The organism is Paenibacillus sp. FSL F4-0100 (assembly GCF_037993005.1).
In the GTDB taxonomy this organism is placed as follows: Bacteria; Bacillota; Bacilli; order Paenibacillales; family Paenibacillaceae; genus Paenibacillus_AQ.
In genome coordinates, this window is record NZ_CP150303.1 from 5,924,704 (window position 1) to 5,940,392 (window position 15,689).

14 protein-coding genes and 2 pseudogenes are annotated in these 15,689 nt (G+C 43.9%); 4 read left to right on the forward strand and 12 right to left on the reverse strand.

Annotation, left to right across the window (positions count from 1 at the left end; genetic code table 11):
• Positions 1 to 264: 264 nt before the first annotated feature.
• A pseudogene (locus tag MHH48_RS26770) lies at positions 265 to 654 on the reverse strand (aldo/keto reductase); the annotation flags it as partial.
• Between the two features lie 81 nt (positions 655 to 735).
• Here MHH48_RS26770 and MHH48_RS26775 point away from each other — a divergent pair.
• Both MHH48_RS26775 and MHH48_RS26780 read left to right on the forward strand, forming a co-directional pair.
• Positions 736 to 1,200, forward strand: coding sequence for a MarR family transcriptional regulator (locus MHH48_RS26775; protein ID WP_076324266.1), 465 nt, complete (start codon positions 736 to 738; stop codon positions 1,198 to 1,200).
• 58 nt (positions 1,201 to 1,258) lie between these two features.
• Entirely contained in the window at positions 1,259 to 2,086 is an 828-nt protein-coding gene (locus tag MHH48_RS26780; protein WP_076324267.1) for an NmrA family NAD(P)-binding protein, read from the forward strand.
• Positions 2,087 to 2,165: 79 nt separating this feature from the next.
• Here the strand turns inward: MHH48_RS26780 and MHH48_RS26785 are convergent, their stop codons facing one another.
• A complete protein-coding gene (locus tag MHH48_RS26785; RefSeq protein ID WP_256720688.1) occupies positions 2,166 to 2,453 on the reverse strand; it encodes a spore germination protein in 288 nt (95 codons plus the stop codon).
• A gap of 287 nt (positions 2,454 to 2,740) precedes the next feature.
• Here MHH48_RS26785 and MHH48_RS26790 point away from each other — a divergent pair, with 287 nt between their 5' ends.
• Complete coding sequence (locus MHH48_RS26790) at positions 2,741 to 4,351, forward strand: GMC family oxidoreductase (protein WP_076324268.1); 1,611 nt, start codon at positions 2,741 to 2,743, stop codon at positions 4,349 to 4,351.
• A 278-nt stretch (positions 4,352 to 4,629) separates the two neighbouring features.
• On the opposite strand, the gene MHH48_RS26795 is transcribed toward MHH48_RS26790, so the two are convergent.
• The 7 genes from MHH48_RS26795 to MHH48_RS26825 form a co-directional block, all read right to left on the reverse strand.
• Positions 4,630 to 6,057 carry an oligosaccharide flippase family protein gene (locus tag MHH48_RS26795; protein ID WP_340388096.1) on the reverse strand — a complete coding sequence of 476 codons (1,428 nt, stop codon included), beginning with the start codon at positions 6,055 to 6,057 and terminating at the stop codon, positions 4,630 to 4,632.
• A 152-nt stretch (positions 6,058 to 6,209) separates the two neighbouring features.
• Positions 6,210 to 7,313 (reverse strand): amidase domain-containing protein, encoded by a 1,104-nt coding sequence (locus tag MHH48_RS26800; RefSeq protein ID WP_076324270.1) that lies wholly within the window; start codon positions 7,311 to 7,313, stop codon positions 6,210 to 6,212.
• Positions 7,314 to 7,344: 31 nt separating this feature from the next.
• Positions 7,345 to 8,025 (reverse strand): class F sortase, encoded by a 681-nt coding sequence (locus MHH48_RS26805; protein WP_076324271.1) that lies wholly within the window; start codon positions 8,023 to 8,025, stop codon positions 7,345 to 7,347.
• A gap of 64 nt (positions 8,026 to 8,089) precedes the next feature.
• Positions 8,090 to 8,368: a hypothetical protein gene (locus tag MHH48_RS26810; RefSeq protein ID WP_076324272.1), complete on the reverse strand. Its 279-nt coding sequence runs from the start codon at positions 8,366 to 8,368 to the stop codon at positions 8,090 to 8,092.
• Between the two features lie 794 nt (positions 8,369 to 9,162).
• The gene (locus MHH48_RS26815) at positions 9,163 to 9,645 is read right to left on the reverse strand and encodes a hypothetical protein (protein ID WP_076324274.1); all 483 of its coding nucleotides are present in this window, start codon (positions 9,643 to 9,645) and stop codon (positions 9,163 to 9,165) included.
• Positions 9,642 to 10,439, reverse strand: a complete 798-nt coding sequence (locus MHH48_RS26820; protein ID WP_076324275.1) for a DUF3100 domain-containing protein — start codon at positions 10,437 to 10,439, stop codon at positions 9,642 to 9,644. Before MHH48_RS26820 ends, MHH48_RS26815 begins: the two co-directional genes overlap by 4 nt.
• A gap of 22 nt (positions 10,440 to 10,461) precedes the next feature.
• Positions 10,462 to 11,724, reverse strand: a complete 1,263-nt coding sequence (locus MHH48_RS26825) for a M20/M25/M40 family metallo-hydrolase (protein WP_076324276.1) — start codon at positions 11,722 to 11,724, stop codon at positions 10,462 to 10,464.
• 217 nt (positions 11,725 to 11,941) lie between these two features.
• On the opposite strand from MHH48_RS26825, the pseudogene MHH48_RS26830 reads away from it, so the two are divergent.
• A pseudogene (locus tag MHH48_RS26830) lies at positions 11,942 to 12,100 on the forward strand (hydroxylamine reductase); the annotation flags it as partial.
• Positions 12,101 to 12,297: 197 nt separating this feature from the next.
• Here MHH48_RS26830 and MHH48_RS26835 read toward each other — a convergent pair.
• From MHH48_RS26835 to MHH48_RS26845, 3 genes are all read right to left on the reverse strand, one after another.
• The gene (locus MHH48_RS26835; protein ID WP_076324277.1) at positions 12,298 to 13,140 is read right to left on the reverse strand and encodes a carbohydrate ABC transporter permease; all 843 of its coding nucleotides are present in this window, start codon (positions 13,138 to 13,140) and stop codon (positions 12,298 to 12,300) included.
• Positions 13,141 to 13,152: 12 nt separating this feature from the next.
• Positions 13,153 to 14,088, reverse strand: coding sequence for a sugar ABC transporter permease (locus MHH48_RS26840; protein WP_083659754.1), 936 nt, complete (start codon positions 14,086 to 14,088; stop codon positions 13,153 to 13,155).
• 63 nt (positions 14,089 to 14,151) lie between these two features.
• Positions 14,152 to 15,480, reverse strand: coding sequence for an ABC transporter substrate-binding protein (locus MHH48_RS26845; protein WP_083659755.1), 1,329 nt, complete (start codon positions 15,478 to 15,480; stop codon positions 14,152 to 14,154).
• Positions 15,481 to 15,689 lie beyond the last annotated feature (209 nt).

Here is a 15,689-nt window from a genome sequence, read left to right on the forward strand (position 1 = left end):
TCATTCTTGTCTACTTCGATTAAAAATAAAAAAGCCGCGGGTTACGCGACTTTGTATGGGTGTATGTTCTTGTCTCCGACAGGGCCATCTTATGGCATACTCAACTTCATTTATTGTTACTGGAGTGCCGATGCATCCCGAATCAAATAGGCTGCTGCTTCAGCTGAAATATGCTTACCCGTTTGGGCGCGGACTTGATTTATAAATGCTGTGATATTAAATAAGGATTTCGGCAATATTGGGGCAACGGTTATCGAAGCACATACGTTTTATATTGTCGGGATTAGCCGTACTGACCAGCGTCGTCGGTATCTGTTCATTATTGCACGGCTAGTTTCGCAATATCCATCCCAGCTTTAGCGCAATACTCGGCCGCACGTCTGCAGGCTTCCTTGATTTCCGTTAAAGCCGGATGCCAGGAGGAGCTCCTCTGGGACCGAGAAGACCAACGGATAAGGGAGATGCGTTCATGAGCCTCATCCCCTCTTCGTCAAGCAGCGGCAACAAACCGATAAGCGTCTGATCGTTCAAAGAATAATGGCAGTAAGATATGATGGCGTCTACTTCTAGTTGGGGGAACAGTTTCTCCAACAATTGCAGAGGCAGGCCGCAAATCCCTCCAAAGCGGATTTCCCCTTTTTCTTTTAAGAGCTGGAACGAACGGATTAGGGAAATTCGTCGATTGACAATTGCCCCAGTTAGAATTACATTGAATATAGTTAAGCACTTAACTATATGGAAGGCGTGATCACTTTGAATGACCTGCAACAATACGTGCTGGATTTGCCGCTGCCTACCCTTGCTTTCTTCACACTGGTGGAAACAACGGCAATGCTGGTCGACGTATCCGAAAGCTACTGGAAAGCGCAAGGGCTGAACGGAGCCAGAATACGGATTTTAGTTGAACTTATGAAAGAAGGAGGGACCATGCTTCCCTCCAAGCTGGCACAAAAAATCGGTGTAACCAAACCCAATATCAGTCTGCTGCTTACCCCCTTGGAAAATGAAGGCTTCATTCGTCGGGATAACCATCCCCAGGACGGTCGAAAGTTGGTCATCACCATTACAAGTGAAGGTCAGCGTCTATTGATCCAAAACCTGCCCGCGAACAGGCAGCGGATTTCCGATAAAATGAACGTGCTGAATGATCATGAATTAAAGCAGCTCCTAGACCTTCTCCAAAAATTAAAAGAAGCGTAGCGGTCTTTTACGCCCACTTAGTTAAGCAGTTAACCCAATATGGAAAGGATGACATTCGATGTCTACCGTAATTACAGGAGCCAATGGCCGGCTCGGCCGTTTCATTATCAAAGGGCTTCTTCACCGTGTTCAGCCCGATCAAATCGTTGCTTGCGTTCGCCATATGGAGTCCGGAAAATCATTGGAGGAGCTGGGAATTGCTGTCCGTTTCTGCGATTACGACGAACCTGCCTCCTTGGAGGAGGCATTCGCCGGCGCCTCGCGGCTGTTGTTCATTTCTAGCCCCCATCCCGATGATACCGTTCGTTTGCGGCAGCATGCCCATGTGGTTGAAGCTGCAAAAAAAGCGAACGTTGGCCATTTTTTATACACCGGTTTCGCCTTTCCTGAACATAGCGACATTTCAATGACCCATTTGCATTTGGCTACCGAGCATGCTATTCGAACAACCGGAATTCCTTATACTTTTCTTCGCAGTGGTTTGTACATGGACTTTATTGAAGCGCTGGATTTGAATACAGTCATGTCAACAGGGATTCTTCGCATACCTCCAGGATCGTGGAAATTCAACGCTGTTACGCGCTACGATCTGGCGGCCGCCATAGCGGGGGTAATATCCGGTGAGGACCATTGGAATAAGACTTATGAGCTTGTTGCGCCAGCCGCTTGGAGTTTCAACGATTTGGTCTCCACTCTTTCAGAGCTAACGTGCAAACCGATATCCCTATGTCCCACCTACGAGGTCCAACATTGGATATTTAGCTTTTTAAGAAAAATCGATACGGCTTCAACTTCTGGCGACCTGGAGAATTTATTGGGCCGTCCGGTAACAACGCTGAAAGAAAGCCTCAAATCTTATATCGGGACAGAGGTCAGATCTGACTGATGATAACATCGAGACGAAAGTTGCTGGTAGCATCGCCGACCTACCAGGATTAGCTGAAATACATTAAAACGGCACACCGTTAGCGCCTTAGCTTTAACTCTTTATCCGGGATATAACGACGGATCATGGCAATATTTTGAGAGCCGATTTCAATGAATCCTTGATGTGCACCTTTAAGTGAGGGTTCCTGCTGCGGATCTTCAATCGCACGCTTCGGCAATCCTTTTGTATCCAACACATAAGCGGTACTGCGTCCTTCGATAAACAGCACACTGTTACCGAGCATAATATTCAGCTTGAGCTCATCCCACTTGGATTCTGGTTTTATGTGTTCCTTTTGCTCGTAATTGGCAGATCGCTCCTTCACTATCCTTTGCTCCCTTCATTCCCGCATGTTTTTCCTTATTATGACGATTATGGACGTTGATATGCATATCCTTACAAACTGGGGAACGGATGTGGATGGAATGGTGCCAACGGTGCAACAAGGATTTGGTGGTACTTTTGATCAACTCGCCAAGTACCTTGAAAGCCAGAAATAATTACACTGATAAAAGGACTAACTAAAACAACGGCGATAAGATACAGTATTAGTCACATTTGTCAGAACAAATTAATATTCTGAATTAGTTCATTTCCAGAAGGAGTGCGTTAATGAAGAAAAAATTAACCTATGATTACATTGTGGTAGGCACAGGTCCGGCAGGAGCCGTCATCGCAAAGTCACTCACTGATGACATGCGAACTTCCGTGCTTGTATTAGAATCCGGTGGAAATCATGACAAAGACAAACCAATCAAAGATTCAACCTTTGCACTTGAGCTTGAAGAAAGTTTCTTTCCGAATTACTTCTGGCAGGGAGAAGGCATTCCCCAAGAAGAACTTGACGGACGCGCATTCGAATGGACGACGGGGCGACTCTCGGGTGGCGGTTCTTCAATCAACGGAGAGCAGTATGTACGACCGACAGCTGCCGTGCTCCTAAAGTGGGAACGACTGCTCGGACCTCAATGGTCACCTGAAAAAGCCACGCAACGATTCAAAGCATTGGAGAATTATAACGGTGAAACCACAAATATCAATGCGCATGGGTATCGAGGAAGAATTGACATCAGGCAAGCACCCGAAACTCCGACACCGATGGCTCACAAACTGACAACTGCGATCGAGCGGGCAACAGGTTACCCTATTATTCTTGACTACAATGATCCGGATACTCCCATGGGACCGTTCACCCGTTGGCAATTATACCAACAACCTGATGGTCGTAGGGAAAGCTCATCCACAGCCTTCCTGTCTCCCGATATTATGACGCCAACAGGTCGGGGAGTTCATAACCGAAAATTAACTGTAATGTTTCGGACAACGGCTCTCCGTATTCTCTTCTCCGGTAAACGTGCTGTTGGTGTTGAATATTTGAAGGATGGCAAATGCATCCGTGCGTATTCCCGTAAAAAAGTTATTATATCTGCAGGAATAAATAGCCCTCAGTTGTTAATGTTGTCTGGAATTGGATCCGCTAAAATATTGAAAAAGGCTGGAATCCCTGTCATCTTCGATAACCCAAACGTAGGGCAAAGGTTAAAAAACCATACGCTAAATTCCGCTGTATTTGCTACCAATTCAGAAGATCGTCCCCTCCCTACCCTAGATCCAAATGCACTTTATACGGGAGGAGCTTTCTTGCCAGATCCATCGGGTATCGATCCGGATGAACGGGCGGTGCAACTCATTGGCATCGGATCTGAAGAAGAATTGACAATAGCGATTTTGTACTTGCGGCCAAAGAGCAATGGGACGATTCGCGTACAAAGCAAAGATCCGCTAAATATCGTATTGGCAGACGAAGGATTTCTCTCGAATCCAGACGACATGGAAGCTGTAAAAAGAATTTATCGAACGTATATCAGAGATATTGCCCTAGAGTTGGAAAAGATTGATTCTTCGTATCAGCTCCTATCCCCAACATTCGATGTGATTGATGATGATGACAGGCTTGAAGAATTTATTAAGGAAAATTTTGATCATAATCACCATCAGCAAAGCTTTCTGCGTATGGCTCCTTTATCGAAAGGAGGAGTCGTTGACCGTAGAGGAAATGTGCATGGGGTTCAAGATTTGATCGTTGCAGATGCGTCCATAGTTCCATTTACAGTCGATGGAAACACCTCTTCTGCTGCATATCTTATCGGCTATACCATAGCGAAGCAATTAGGTAAACGCAAAAAAAATCAACGTGGTTATAAGGAAGTGGGGGATGAATAAAAGCAAGCTCTTTCGTAACCAACTTCACCCATGAGTGCCCCTCCTTTTCAACGTTATGATTCAAATTATTCAAAATTTTATAAAGTTGACACGGCGAATTGTTATTTAGACACACCGGAAAACAAAGACCCTCTAGCCGAATATAACGGGGGCTCTATGCAAAGAACCCTGCAGAATAATACTGCAGGGTTTCTTTGCACATATCCAATCAGAACCATGTGAAAGTGAAGAGCCGGACAAACTGGACTATTTCAACTTCGAAATCATGCAAATACCAGTTATGTATCAGACTTAAAACGAATGACAGCATAAATTAGACTGCAGCCGATATAAATGATCATTCCGATAACGATCTGTATTATTTCAGATTCTGAATGATGAGTATAATGATTAACAAGAAACATTATGAATATTAGGACTAGCGCATCTATTATCAATCGACTACATTTTATCCTCTTCATCATAGGGATCATAGCAAGTAAATTACAGCATACTGCAATGAACTCCAAAGTGAGAATACCGACTGTTGCCCCCCTGTAATTTAACCCAGGTTTTGCTACAAGAAAGTAATGAACGATTAATGAAATACTTATTCCACTAATTAGACCAATTAACGGTACTTTTTTATACTCTTGGACCCAAAGTATGCTTGTGCTTACTTCACGTAAACCCACAAGCAATGGAACGATAAATAAAAATTGAATGGGTCTTGCCGCCTCAATTGTGCCAAATAAAATAAGTGAAATTTCCTTATTATAGACATAAAGAAACAGACTCGATATCCAGCCCCATATCCAGGATACCTTCAGTGCTATTCTGGTACGGAGATGAAAACGTTCATAGTTTCTTGCCTGCCAATCTGCTACCATTCTCATTGTTAATGTATGTGAAAGTGCAGCAGTGACCAGGGTGGGCATATAGGCTACAAGTGCAGCCATACCTGTAAGAACTCCAAACATTGCTGTTGCTTCTGCAGATGAATAACCCGCAGTTTGAAGTCTGTTAGGGATTATAATAGCGTCCAAAACATCAGAAAGCGGAATCAGCAATCTGGTAATGGATATAATGAAAGAACTGTGTATAAACCACTTTAATCTCTTTTGGAATTTAATGTCTGAATAACGGATTGGGGCTTGATTACCTTGTCGATTCACATATAGGTAATATGAAATTAATACTAAAAAAGCAGAAATCGCACCAAGCGATGTACTCAACATGCTGTTACCGGTTGCAATTGCAGGACCTTGAGGCAGGAAAAGAAAAACGATAGCTAGCATGAACAACACTCGAACTGCTTGTTCAATAATTTCGGAGACAGCAATTACATTGTATAATTCGATGCCTTGTAAATAACCACGAAGTAGACTTAATAAGGGAACTGTAAAGAAGGCCGGGGCCAGAAAGTGAATGAAATAATAAAGCTGCTCGTTACCAAGCATCCTTGCTACCGTATCTGAATAATAAAAAGTAAGAGTAGTTGCGCATCCCCCTATAATGATTAAATAAATAGAAAAAATCTTGAACCATATCCAGCCTTGTGAGGGATGCTTCGCAGTGTACAAGGCTAATGCAGTTGGTAATCCGCCGGTTAGCAACATTAATCCTAACCCAAAATAGGAGTAAGCAATCTGAAAAAGCCCAATCCCCTCCGCACCAATAAGTCTTGTTAGTGATACTCTGCCGATTAAGCCGATTGCTTTTACCATCAAAATTGCACATATTCGGAATACCGTTTGTTTGATGAAAGAAGAGCTCATCATTTTCCTCCACTGCATAAGACTTGTCCGTATCATCCTATGACCATGGGGAATGCGATATGAATAGTGCAAACTTTTTATCTAGAATGCCAATACATGTACTAGTCGTTGATGTGAATCAAAATATATTTGGTATGTTTATCCCAGCCCAAATCAAAAGGCGCTCGATAACGATCGGCAGTATGCGAATTAACCAGAGGATAACCGTTGGCATCAAATCCGGTTACTACTGAAAAGTGGTCTACGTCATTGTCTACAACATGAGCAATTAAATCACCCGGTAACAGTTTTGCAAAAGCGGTATCCGGATGTTTGCTTGTTGGTTTTATAAGTTCAGAGAAATATCCGGTTGCAATGACTTTTCCATAACCGGAGTGTACAATAAAGTTCTTAAAGGCATCCGTCTGAACCCAAGTTCGGGTCCCGCCCCCAGTATAGCGATAACGCCAAGGTCCCTTCATCTTGAGACCTCCACCCTCCTCCTGATCACCAACCACCTGGGAAGCAAAATTTGTGCAATCTCCACCTTTAACGTTATAATTCAAATATTTTGGATTGTACCGCCCATTATTGCCTGCACCCCAAGCAGTACCTGCATATTTATTAGCATATTCAACGGCTTTCTTTCTTTTGTATTTTTTTCCATCCTTTATATTTTCATTGTGAAGAGGAAAATACACAGTGCCTCCTGACGTCCCTCCAATTAATTCGGGGTTTTCTTCTATAGGATCAAGATACCACTCTTTAAACACAATCCAATTTCCATTCTTTTTTTTCAAAGTAATAGCATGCCAAGTACCAATACCAAAAGATTGGGTAGGCAAGATTTTATCTACATATATGTAGCTTAATTTTTGGGAATGAGCTAACGATACTTTCGCTGTATCCCCTTCCATTTGAATTCGGGTAACACGAATATCACTTTGAGAATCCGTAAAATGAATTCCTCTATAATTTCCCCATGTATTTAGATAGGTCTTTCTTTTTTCCTCTACTCGATATGCATTACGACTTGAATTATAAGCTTGATCGTAGTAACTCGTCATATTCGATGATTTATTCACTAAAAAATTTGAACGAACAGCGAATAACTCGTTTAAATACTTTTTTATCTCATCCTCTGAAGGATTAGTGTTTGTGATGTGTGAACTTCCAAAAAGCAGCACTATTGTTGTGTATATACTGAAATAAACAGTTTTCGTCATTTTTTTCTCCCGTTTTCTCTACGTAGTATTGTTATTTTAACAACCGCGTATAAACGACTAGCCTCTTTTCATGCTCACCCTTTATTCGATCGTACTTTCCTGTACAAGTAATTAAATTTAACTGCTCTATATCGGTATCGCCGAATATTTTTTCGATAGGTGCTTGAGCTGTAGGGTAAGATTCTACGGCCACGACTTTGAAGACGAGATAATTCCCCTCATTGTCTGATAACACTACAGGTTCCCCAGGCTTTATCTTTTTAAGTGGGTAAAAAACAGCGGGGCCTGTATAATTGTCAACATGCCCTGCCAAAATAGCATTTCCCTTTTGTCCAGGCAAAATGCCATCTACAAACACGCCAGCTACCTTGCTTGATACGGGAGCATCCATCTGCCCATTCTCTAACAGTCCTACTGGTTCAACAGGGGCCTTTATACCAACCGATGGAACCCACACTTGGTTTGGTTTTATAAATACAGATTCTTCATCTTCATTTATTATGTTCTCTTCGTCTTGCTGCTTTGAATTTTTTACGGTTACACTTGGTTCTGCTTTCCCCTCGGAAATTTCTTTAGAGTAAGGCGACCCGGTTTGACGCAGGGGGGGAGGCTTTTTTTCAGAAGACTGCGATGCATGATAATGACAACCTGATAATAACAAAACAGGAAGAGTCATAAATACTATGAGTGTTAATTTGCGTTTATCATTCATTAGTATCATCCTTCGTTAAAAGAAAAGAGGAAAACCTAATTTTCCTCTTTTCGATCTTGATTTCTTACTCGCTCACGCCACCATAACCTGTTTTCGGTAGTGCTTTTGGTTTAATGCTCTTGGTGTGCACTTTATGCGCTTTGCTTTTAGCTCGCATTTTGTGCTCTTTTGCTTTGTGTTCTTTCATTTTGTGTTCTTTCGCATGCAGTTTGTGTTCTTTAGCTTCGTGTTCTTTAACATGCATTTTGTGCTGATGACTTTCTACTGGTGCTGCAGATGCAGTGATTGCCGAAGCTGAAAGGAACAAACAAGTTGACAAGGCAAAAATTGCTGCTTTTTTCATGTAAAATACCTCCTTTGTGTTTTCCCCAATTTAGTTATCTACACAGTCGTCTCAAGTTATTGATGGTAATTTTGACCTGTTAAAATTCCCTAATTACGATAACGGTTCTTGCCCCGGGTTTGCCAATTGATATAATTTTATGTACGATAAAAAGCCGCACATTGTGCGACTTCATGAATTGGCTCGAAGATGTTTATAACTGGAAAGCCTCATTCTCTTTTTGAGCTTATCTGCGCGTTCCTACTCTGTTATTGCCTCGTTGAAATATGGATCTGGCGATCTGTCGCATTCGCTCGTCGTGGAGATTGCACAGTGCTTATTGAGCAGTTTGGTTTAGTCCATCGAGCAGATTTTGCTTTAAGGACTCGAGGCAGCTCAGGGGAATGCAACATCCCTTTAACAAATACTGTTCAATACTCCCATACTGTTTCATAATCTCATAATGCGTTCTGGTGGAATTCGGTACAGGCTCATTAATCGAATGAATTTCTCTATTTTTTTCATTTTAGGACCCATTCGTTCGTTGGAATATAAGTAATCCATCATTACGGACTCATAATGTACCCCCAGAAATAATTGAATTATAGCCGTGACAAACCTGTACAGTCCTTTCCTCCAGTACAAGGGATCAAGGCGGGGACATTTCCCGCATCGGACAGCAGGCAAAATATCTCCTTAATTTTATCTTTGCTACTGAAAGCCATATGATGATACATATATTTCATCATTTGTTCAAAGAATAAAAACCCGCCAGTCAACAAGGACAGGCGGGTTTCTAAAGAAATAGCATTCATTTACTTATTAGATAAATAGAGGCCGAGCTCTGATAACAGTGCACTTCCCACGTACGTTCCCGTGAACACGAAAACCGCAACGATTGCGACACGCCACGATGTTTTGCGAAGATCAACCAGCCTGTCGGCAACGGAAATGCCGGCAAACGCCAAAATCGGGGTCGTAATGGACAAGAAGTTGACGTTGGCGATGGCATCCACGAACACATCGGAGATCAGGCAGCAGATAAGCGAAACGATCGATACCCAGCCGAGAACCGGGAAGTCCTGCAAGAATTTCAGCGGAGCTTTTTTCATGAGTGTCGAGATCAGAACGCCGATGAAGGAAAAAAGCCACAGCACGGCCAAACCCGCGATCGTCCCTAACGTAATATGTCCTTCGCCGTTTTTAATGAATTTCATTTGCTCCGTAAATAAAATAAGACCAACGCTAAGCAGCAGGACGAGGGCGTATTTAGCGTATTTATTCAAACCGGTGCTCATTTCTTCTCACCTCTGACCATTAATTTGTACATAAACCGCTGCAGCGGCACCGCGAGAAATACCATCGTATACGTTCCGAGAAAGCTGGTAAGCAGCTGGCTCGCAGCAGCGTATCCGTTAATGGTCTCCGTCATCTCAGGAGAATGCGCGATTAGCGCGGAAGAAGAGCCTGTCATCATACTGGCCGAGCCGACGCCAGAGGACATGGCTAACGCTTCGATCGAGAAGCCGGCAGCAAGCATGACCGGCGCAAGAATGCTGAAGAACAGCGTGCCGAAGAGGGTGCCTATAATATAGAGGGACAGCACCCCACGGCCTTCGTCGGAGTCAAGCGTATATTTCTCGGATATGTAGGCAAGTTCCCCTTCCCTCCCAAGTCCGAGCGTAGCGCCGATGGCTTCCCTTCTCAGACCGAGCAGAATAGCTATTGGAAGTCCGAGCAGAATCGTACCCAAGTTGCCGATTTCCTGAATGATGAACACCCAGCCAACTTTTAAGATTTCTTCTAATCTAGGAGCAACGTCGGCGCCGTATCTCGCCATAAGCGGCAGCATAATAAAGATTAGATACTTGCTGGAGAAGCCGACGTTCTCCTTACTGTAAATTTTCTTCATAAAACCTTTCCGGAAAATCGACAAGCCAAGCAACATCGTGATCAAAATGGCGAATACGAGTGGGAGCAGGCTAATTTTTACGGAGCCAATATGGATCGACTGAATGCCGATAAATTCGGCAACCGCAATTACAATGAGCACGAATGCAAGCAAATATATATACTGTAGTTTTAACTTCATGCCATGTCCTCTTTTCTGTTTCTTAGTTAGAGCCAACAATCGACGCAAGGAGCTGCTCGTATTCAGCGAATGTATGGCGGTACAGCTTCGATCGGTCGATACGTCCACTCATTCGCTCCAGCACCTGGGTTAAGAATCTCGGAAACACTTCGTAAATAAACTCGGGATCGATATCTTTAAAATCGTCGCCGTGAATCGTTCCTGTAAAGCCGCTGTATCCGATTTGAATACAAGGCATCATGAAGGCTAGGTCGCCAATGTCTCCTGCTGCGCTGATGGCGTTGTTGTTCCAAACATTAGCGATCTCCTCGTTATCTTGGAACGCCTCCAAGACGAATTCGGACAAATACCGGTCCTGAACGAACGGCAAATATCCCATCTGCGTCTTAATCTCGACCTCGCCTTGAAGGGCCAGCGCGCTGCCCTTGGCCGCATCATCCATCTTGGAGGCCGCTTCCTTCATGTAGTCGACCGACTGAGTACGCAGATCGCTGCCAACCGTAATCCGATTAGGAATGACGTTTGTCGACATGTCGGACTCCAGAACGATCGGATTCATGCGGACCTTCTCACTGTCCTTCATTTGCTGCCTGCTCAGGCCTAACGCGACATTGAACAGGGTCGACATGCTGTAGGCATTTTTGGCGGAGAAAGGATCGAAACCCGCATGGGTTGCTTTTCCAGTAAACGTATAATGCTTATATAGGAATCCAGCCAGGTCGCAGTTGATTTCTATCGTCCGTTCCGCAAACTCTCCGCCCATGGCGTGTACGCATAGTCCAATGTCAATATCGTCGAACACGCCGAGTTTCATCGCTTCGGGTTTCCCTCCATAATAGGAGATCTTACCGCTGGCGAGCAGTTCGTCCCTAAAAGCGAGATCCAAATACTCCTCAGCGGGAATGAAAATAAACGTTATTCTATAATCCAGAGCTTCGTACGCCTTAGATTCAAAATAATGTTTGTATAAAGCCAGGGCGATCGCCACCTGCGTATAATGACCGCAATTGTGTGCCGCTCCCGTCGCCTTGTCTGATCGCCAATGAGTTGGAGCGTATACGGCGTCCAACTCCGCAATAAAAGCGATGTTCATCGGCTTGCCGCTGCCGAGGGTTGTCCGAAGCCCGGTTGTGCTGAATGATTGCAGCTCGATATCCGGATTAACCTTCTTCAGAAAATCCGACACCGTTTTATTGGTTTTAAATTCCTTGTAGCCAAGCTCAGGGTTATCGAATATGGTTCGTGCTACATCTGCAATTTCTTCGTACTGTTCTTTAAAGTTCATAGCTGCCTCCTTCTTGATGAAAATAATTCTTATGTTATTTTAGTTTCCTTAGTTATGTCAATAAAAATCACTTTATATTATTATCCTATAGAAGTGATCATAATTTGATATAACTCGATCTTCCCGCAGCTATTATTAAGACGGTCTATAGCTTAACGCCTATTTTCTACCATTATAAAAAAATCACACCTTTTTTTCTGTAAAGAGCCAAAAATATCTGGTTTTATCTCCCCTGCTGTATCTCGGAGTAAAAAACATTCACTTAGGGCCGACGCTTCCCGCCTTCCTTTCACCGAACGTGGTCGAAATTCTCGTCGACAAGTTCGGAATCGGCGGCATTACAAATGTGGAAGAGGATATGAAGATGTTCCTGGGGCGTAAAGGGGCGCGTGCAAGAAAGACCTGGCCGGCGGCCAGGTCTTTTGTCTATTGGCTTGTTAGCATCATGAGGCAGGGAGCCTAAGCCAATCCGGGGTTGCCTCCGCTTTCGGGATTATCTATGATTTCCTTCACTTCACTTTCATAAGCGCCACTTGCCTGCTCATCCGGTTCACCCCAGTAGCAAGGAATATTTCAACCTTTAATTCCTGATAACGTTACACCCTTGACGATATACTTTTGGAAAATGATAAAGATGATAATGATCGGGATCGAAGCATACGCATTCACCGTCATTGGCAAGGTTTCGTCCTGGTTATAGGAGCTCATGAAAAACGGGATACCGATGGGAAGCGTAAACAAGTCTTCCGATTGAATCGCCAGAAACGGCCACAAGAAATCGTTCCAGGTGCCTAGGAAAGAAAAGATCATCAAGGTAGACAACACCGGCTTGGATAACGGAATAAAAATATTCCACCACACCCGAAATAAACTGCAACCGTCTATTTTTGCAGCCTCCACCAGCTCATTCGGCATCCCGTCGAAAAATTGCTTCATGATGAGTACACCAAGCGGTCCTGCGAGACCCGGCAAAATGAGAGCTGCATAGGAATCCAGAATCCCCAAGCTGTTAGCTACCATATACAAGGAAACAATCGTCGCTTCGCCGGGAATCATCATCCCGCTGAGAATGAGCCAGAAAGCTAACTTCTTATAACTGAAATCGATCCGCGATAAAGCAAATGCGGCGAGTGAAGCCATGGTCAAGCTGAGTACAGGCACAATAACAGCGATGATTAAGCTGTTCATGGTCCATTTGATCACCGGCGCATTCTCAAAAATATAAGCGTAGTTTTCGAACGAAAACGGCGGCAGGAAACGATCCATCAGATCGCCCATCGCACTACCCTGCGGTTTTAGAGATGTGAATATCATGTAGATCACCGGAACGACAAAGATCGTTGCCAAACCGTAAGCTATGATGTGCAGCAGTATTTTTGGACCCGTCCACCGTTTAGAGCCAGCGAAATCACCCATTTCCTCATCACCTCATTCACTTTTTTTACCGAAAATTTTAAACTGCAAGAATGAAAGTACCGTCAGAAAGACAAAGAAAATAAATGACATCGAGGTTGATAATCCAAGATCGTTGGCGGTAAAGCCGGTTTCATAAATGTATTGAATCATCGTCCGGGTTTCATTCCCTGGCCCGCCGCGGGTAACGAGCCATACCTGGCCGAATACTTTAAAGGACGCTATCACTTGAAGCACAGTAATCAGTACGAGAAGGCCTCGCATCGCAGGCAATGTGATAAATTTGAGTCTTTGCCAAGCATTGGCTCCATCCAGTGTCGCTGCCTCGTAATGTTCAGCAGGAATATCCTGCAGCCCCGCGAGTAGCACGATCATGTTAAAGCCCTGTGTCCACCAAAGCGTAATCATCACGATGGAAATCCAGGCAAGCTGCGGTTCATTCAACCAGAAAATTTCGGATTCCGGACTGAGAATCCCGAGATTATGCAGCACCGTGTTCACTAAGCCTGAGTAAGGCGCAAGAAGAAATATCCAGACAAAGCTAACCACCGCTACGGACAATACATTTGGCATGAAAAACACGGTTCTCAGAAAGGTCTTTCCTTTTACCTTTGAATCAAGAATTAAGGCAAGCAGGAAAGGCGTTACGATCATAAATGGTGTGGAGATTAAGGCGAAGTAGGTCGTATTCCAAAGAGAAGCCCAGAAATCCGAATCTTTCAGTGCATAGAGGTAATTTTGAAGGCCGACAAAGCCTTCTTTGCCAATCAGCGTCCAATCATGAAAGCTGACGAACAGTCCGTAGAAAATCGGCACAATCGAAAAGAGAATAAAGAAAAAGAAATACGGGGCAAGAAAACCGGTTGCCAGCAATTCGTTCTGCAGCTTTCTTTTCCGCTTGCCTATGGACATATCAACCAGACTAGGATCTTTTACCGTTACCGGATTCATGATTCAACCTCCCAAAGTGCATCGGAGTTACATCCTCGGTAACTCCGATGCAAATCCAACAGCCTATCGTTTCAGAAGCTTTTCCATGCTTTGTACCGCTGCGTCCAATCCTTTATCGACAGGTGCTTTACCAGACCAGATCGTATCTAATGCCTGCACAAGCTGGTCTTTTGCCGGCCACATTTTTGGCGATCTTGGCAAATACACACCATCGTTGCCAGCCTGCAAATAGTCCTGGCGATAAGGCATATTTTTGAACGCTTCTGACTCGACAGCCGTTGTGGAAGGTGGAATATGTCCGGCCTTGGACCATTCAGCCGCATTGTCTGTCACCCATTTTGCAAACGTGATCGACGCTTTTACCTTGTTTTCGTCCTGCCCTTTTTTCTGGACCGGCAAAATGAAGTTGTGTGAATCAATCCAGGTTGCAGGCTTATCATAAATTTGCGGGAAAGGAATGGCTCCGAATTCCAGTCCTTTTGTTCCTTCCAGTGTGCTCGTAAACCAGACCCCTGTTGGCATCACAGCACCCTTCCCCGCTTGGAATGTCTCGCCGATTTTAGGAAGGTTTCTTGGTATCAAGCCGCTCTCAAACCAGCTGCTAATATATTCTGCAGCCTGTTTGCCCTGCGGATTATTTAACGTCACCTTTTGGCCGGATTCATCAAACAGGCCCTCTCCTCCAAGCTGGTTGTAAAGCGCCCACCAGATCCGGTATGGATCCTCGCCTGTGGAGCCGAGCAGCATATTCACATTACCTTTGGGAACACCGTCTTTGATTTTTTGCAGAAAGCTGTTGAAGCCTTCCGGACCAGGTTCAATGATTGGCTTTTCATTTTCGTCCAGCAAATTCAACTCACGCAATATTTTTTTGTTGTAATACAGGATGAGCGGATGAGCATCCAGCGGCAAGGCATATTGCTGATCGTTAAATAACGTTGCGTTTACCATGTTTTCATTGAATCCGCTTAGATCAATACCCATCGAATCGATATATGAATCCAATGGCTCGATGATTTTCAGTTCTACCAGCTCGCTTAATTTGGACGTGTGGGATACCGCAAGATCAGGCGCATTGCCGCCTGCGACAGCGGTTTGCAGCTTGGTATAAAACTGGCCCCAATCCTGCGTCAATGCCTTCACTTCGATTTTACCTTTATGTTCATCGTTAAATTTTTTCACCAGTTCGTTCATAATGGCGCCGTCACCTCCGCCGAACATGTTCCAGTAGGTGATGGTGACTTTCTCACCGGGAGCGGTTCCCCGCCCTTTTGAAGCGTTTTCATTTCCGTTATCGGTTTTACCTTCATTGCCTAATGAGCATGCACTTAACACGAATGACATAACAAGCAGCATCCCTAATGCGACTTTATAGAGCTTGGAAGTTTTCATAAAAATCCTCCTTATAAAGTGATAAAACTAAACAAAACTCCGCTTAAATTCTTCGTTGGTTAAGTGTTCTCGTTACCGCTCTCCTCTCCCTCTTAATAAATGGATATAGCAAGAACCGGTAAAGATAAACCAAACATTAAACAATCTAAATCCATTCGTCAATACTTTTTTATCGTTTTTTTAATTAAAACAAAATACTTGAAATGAAT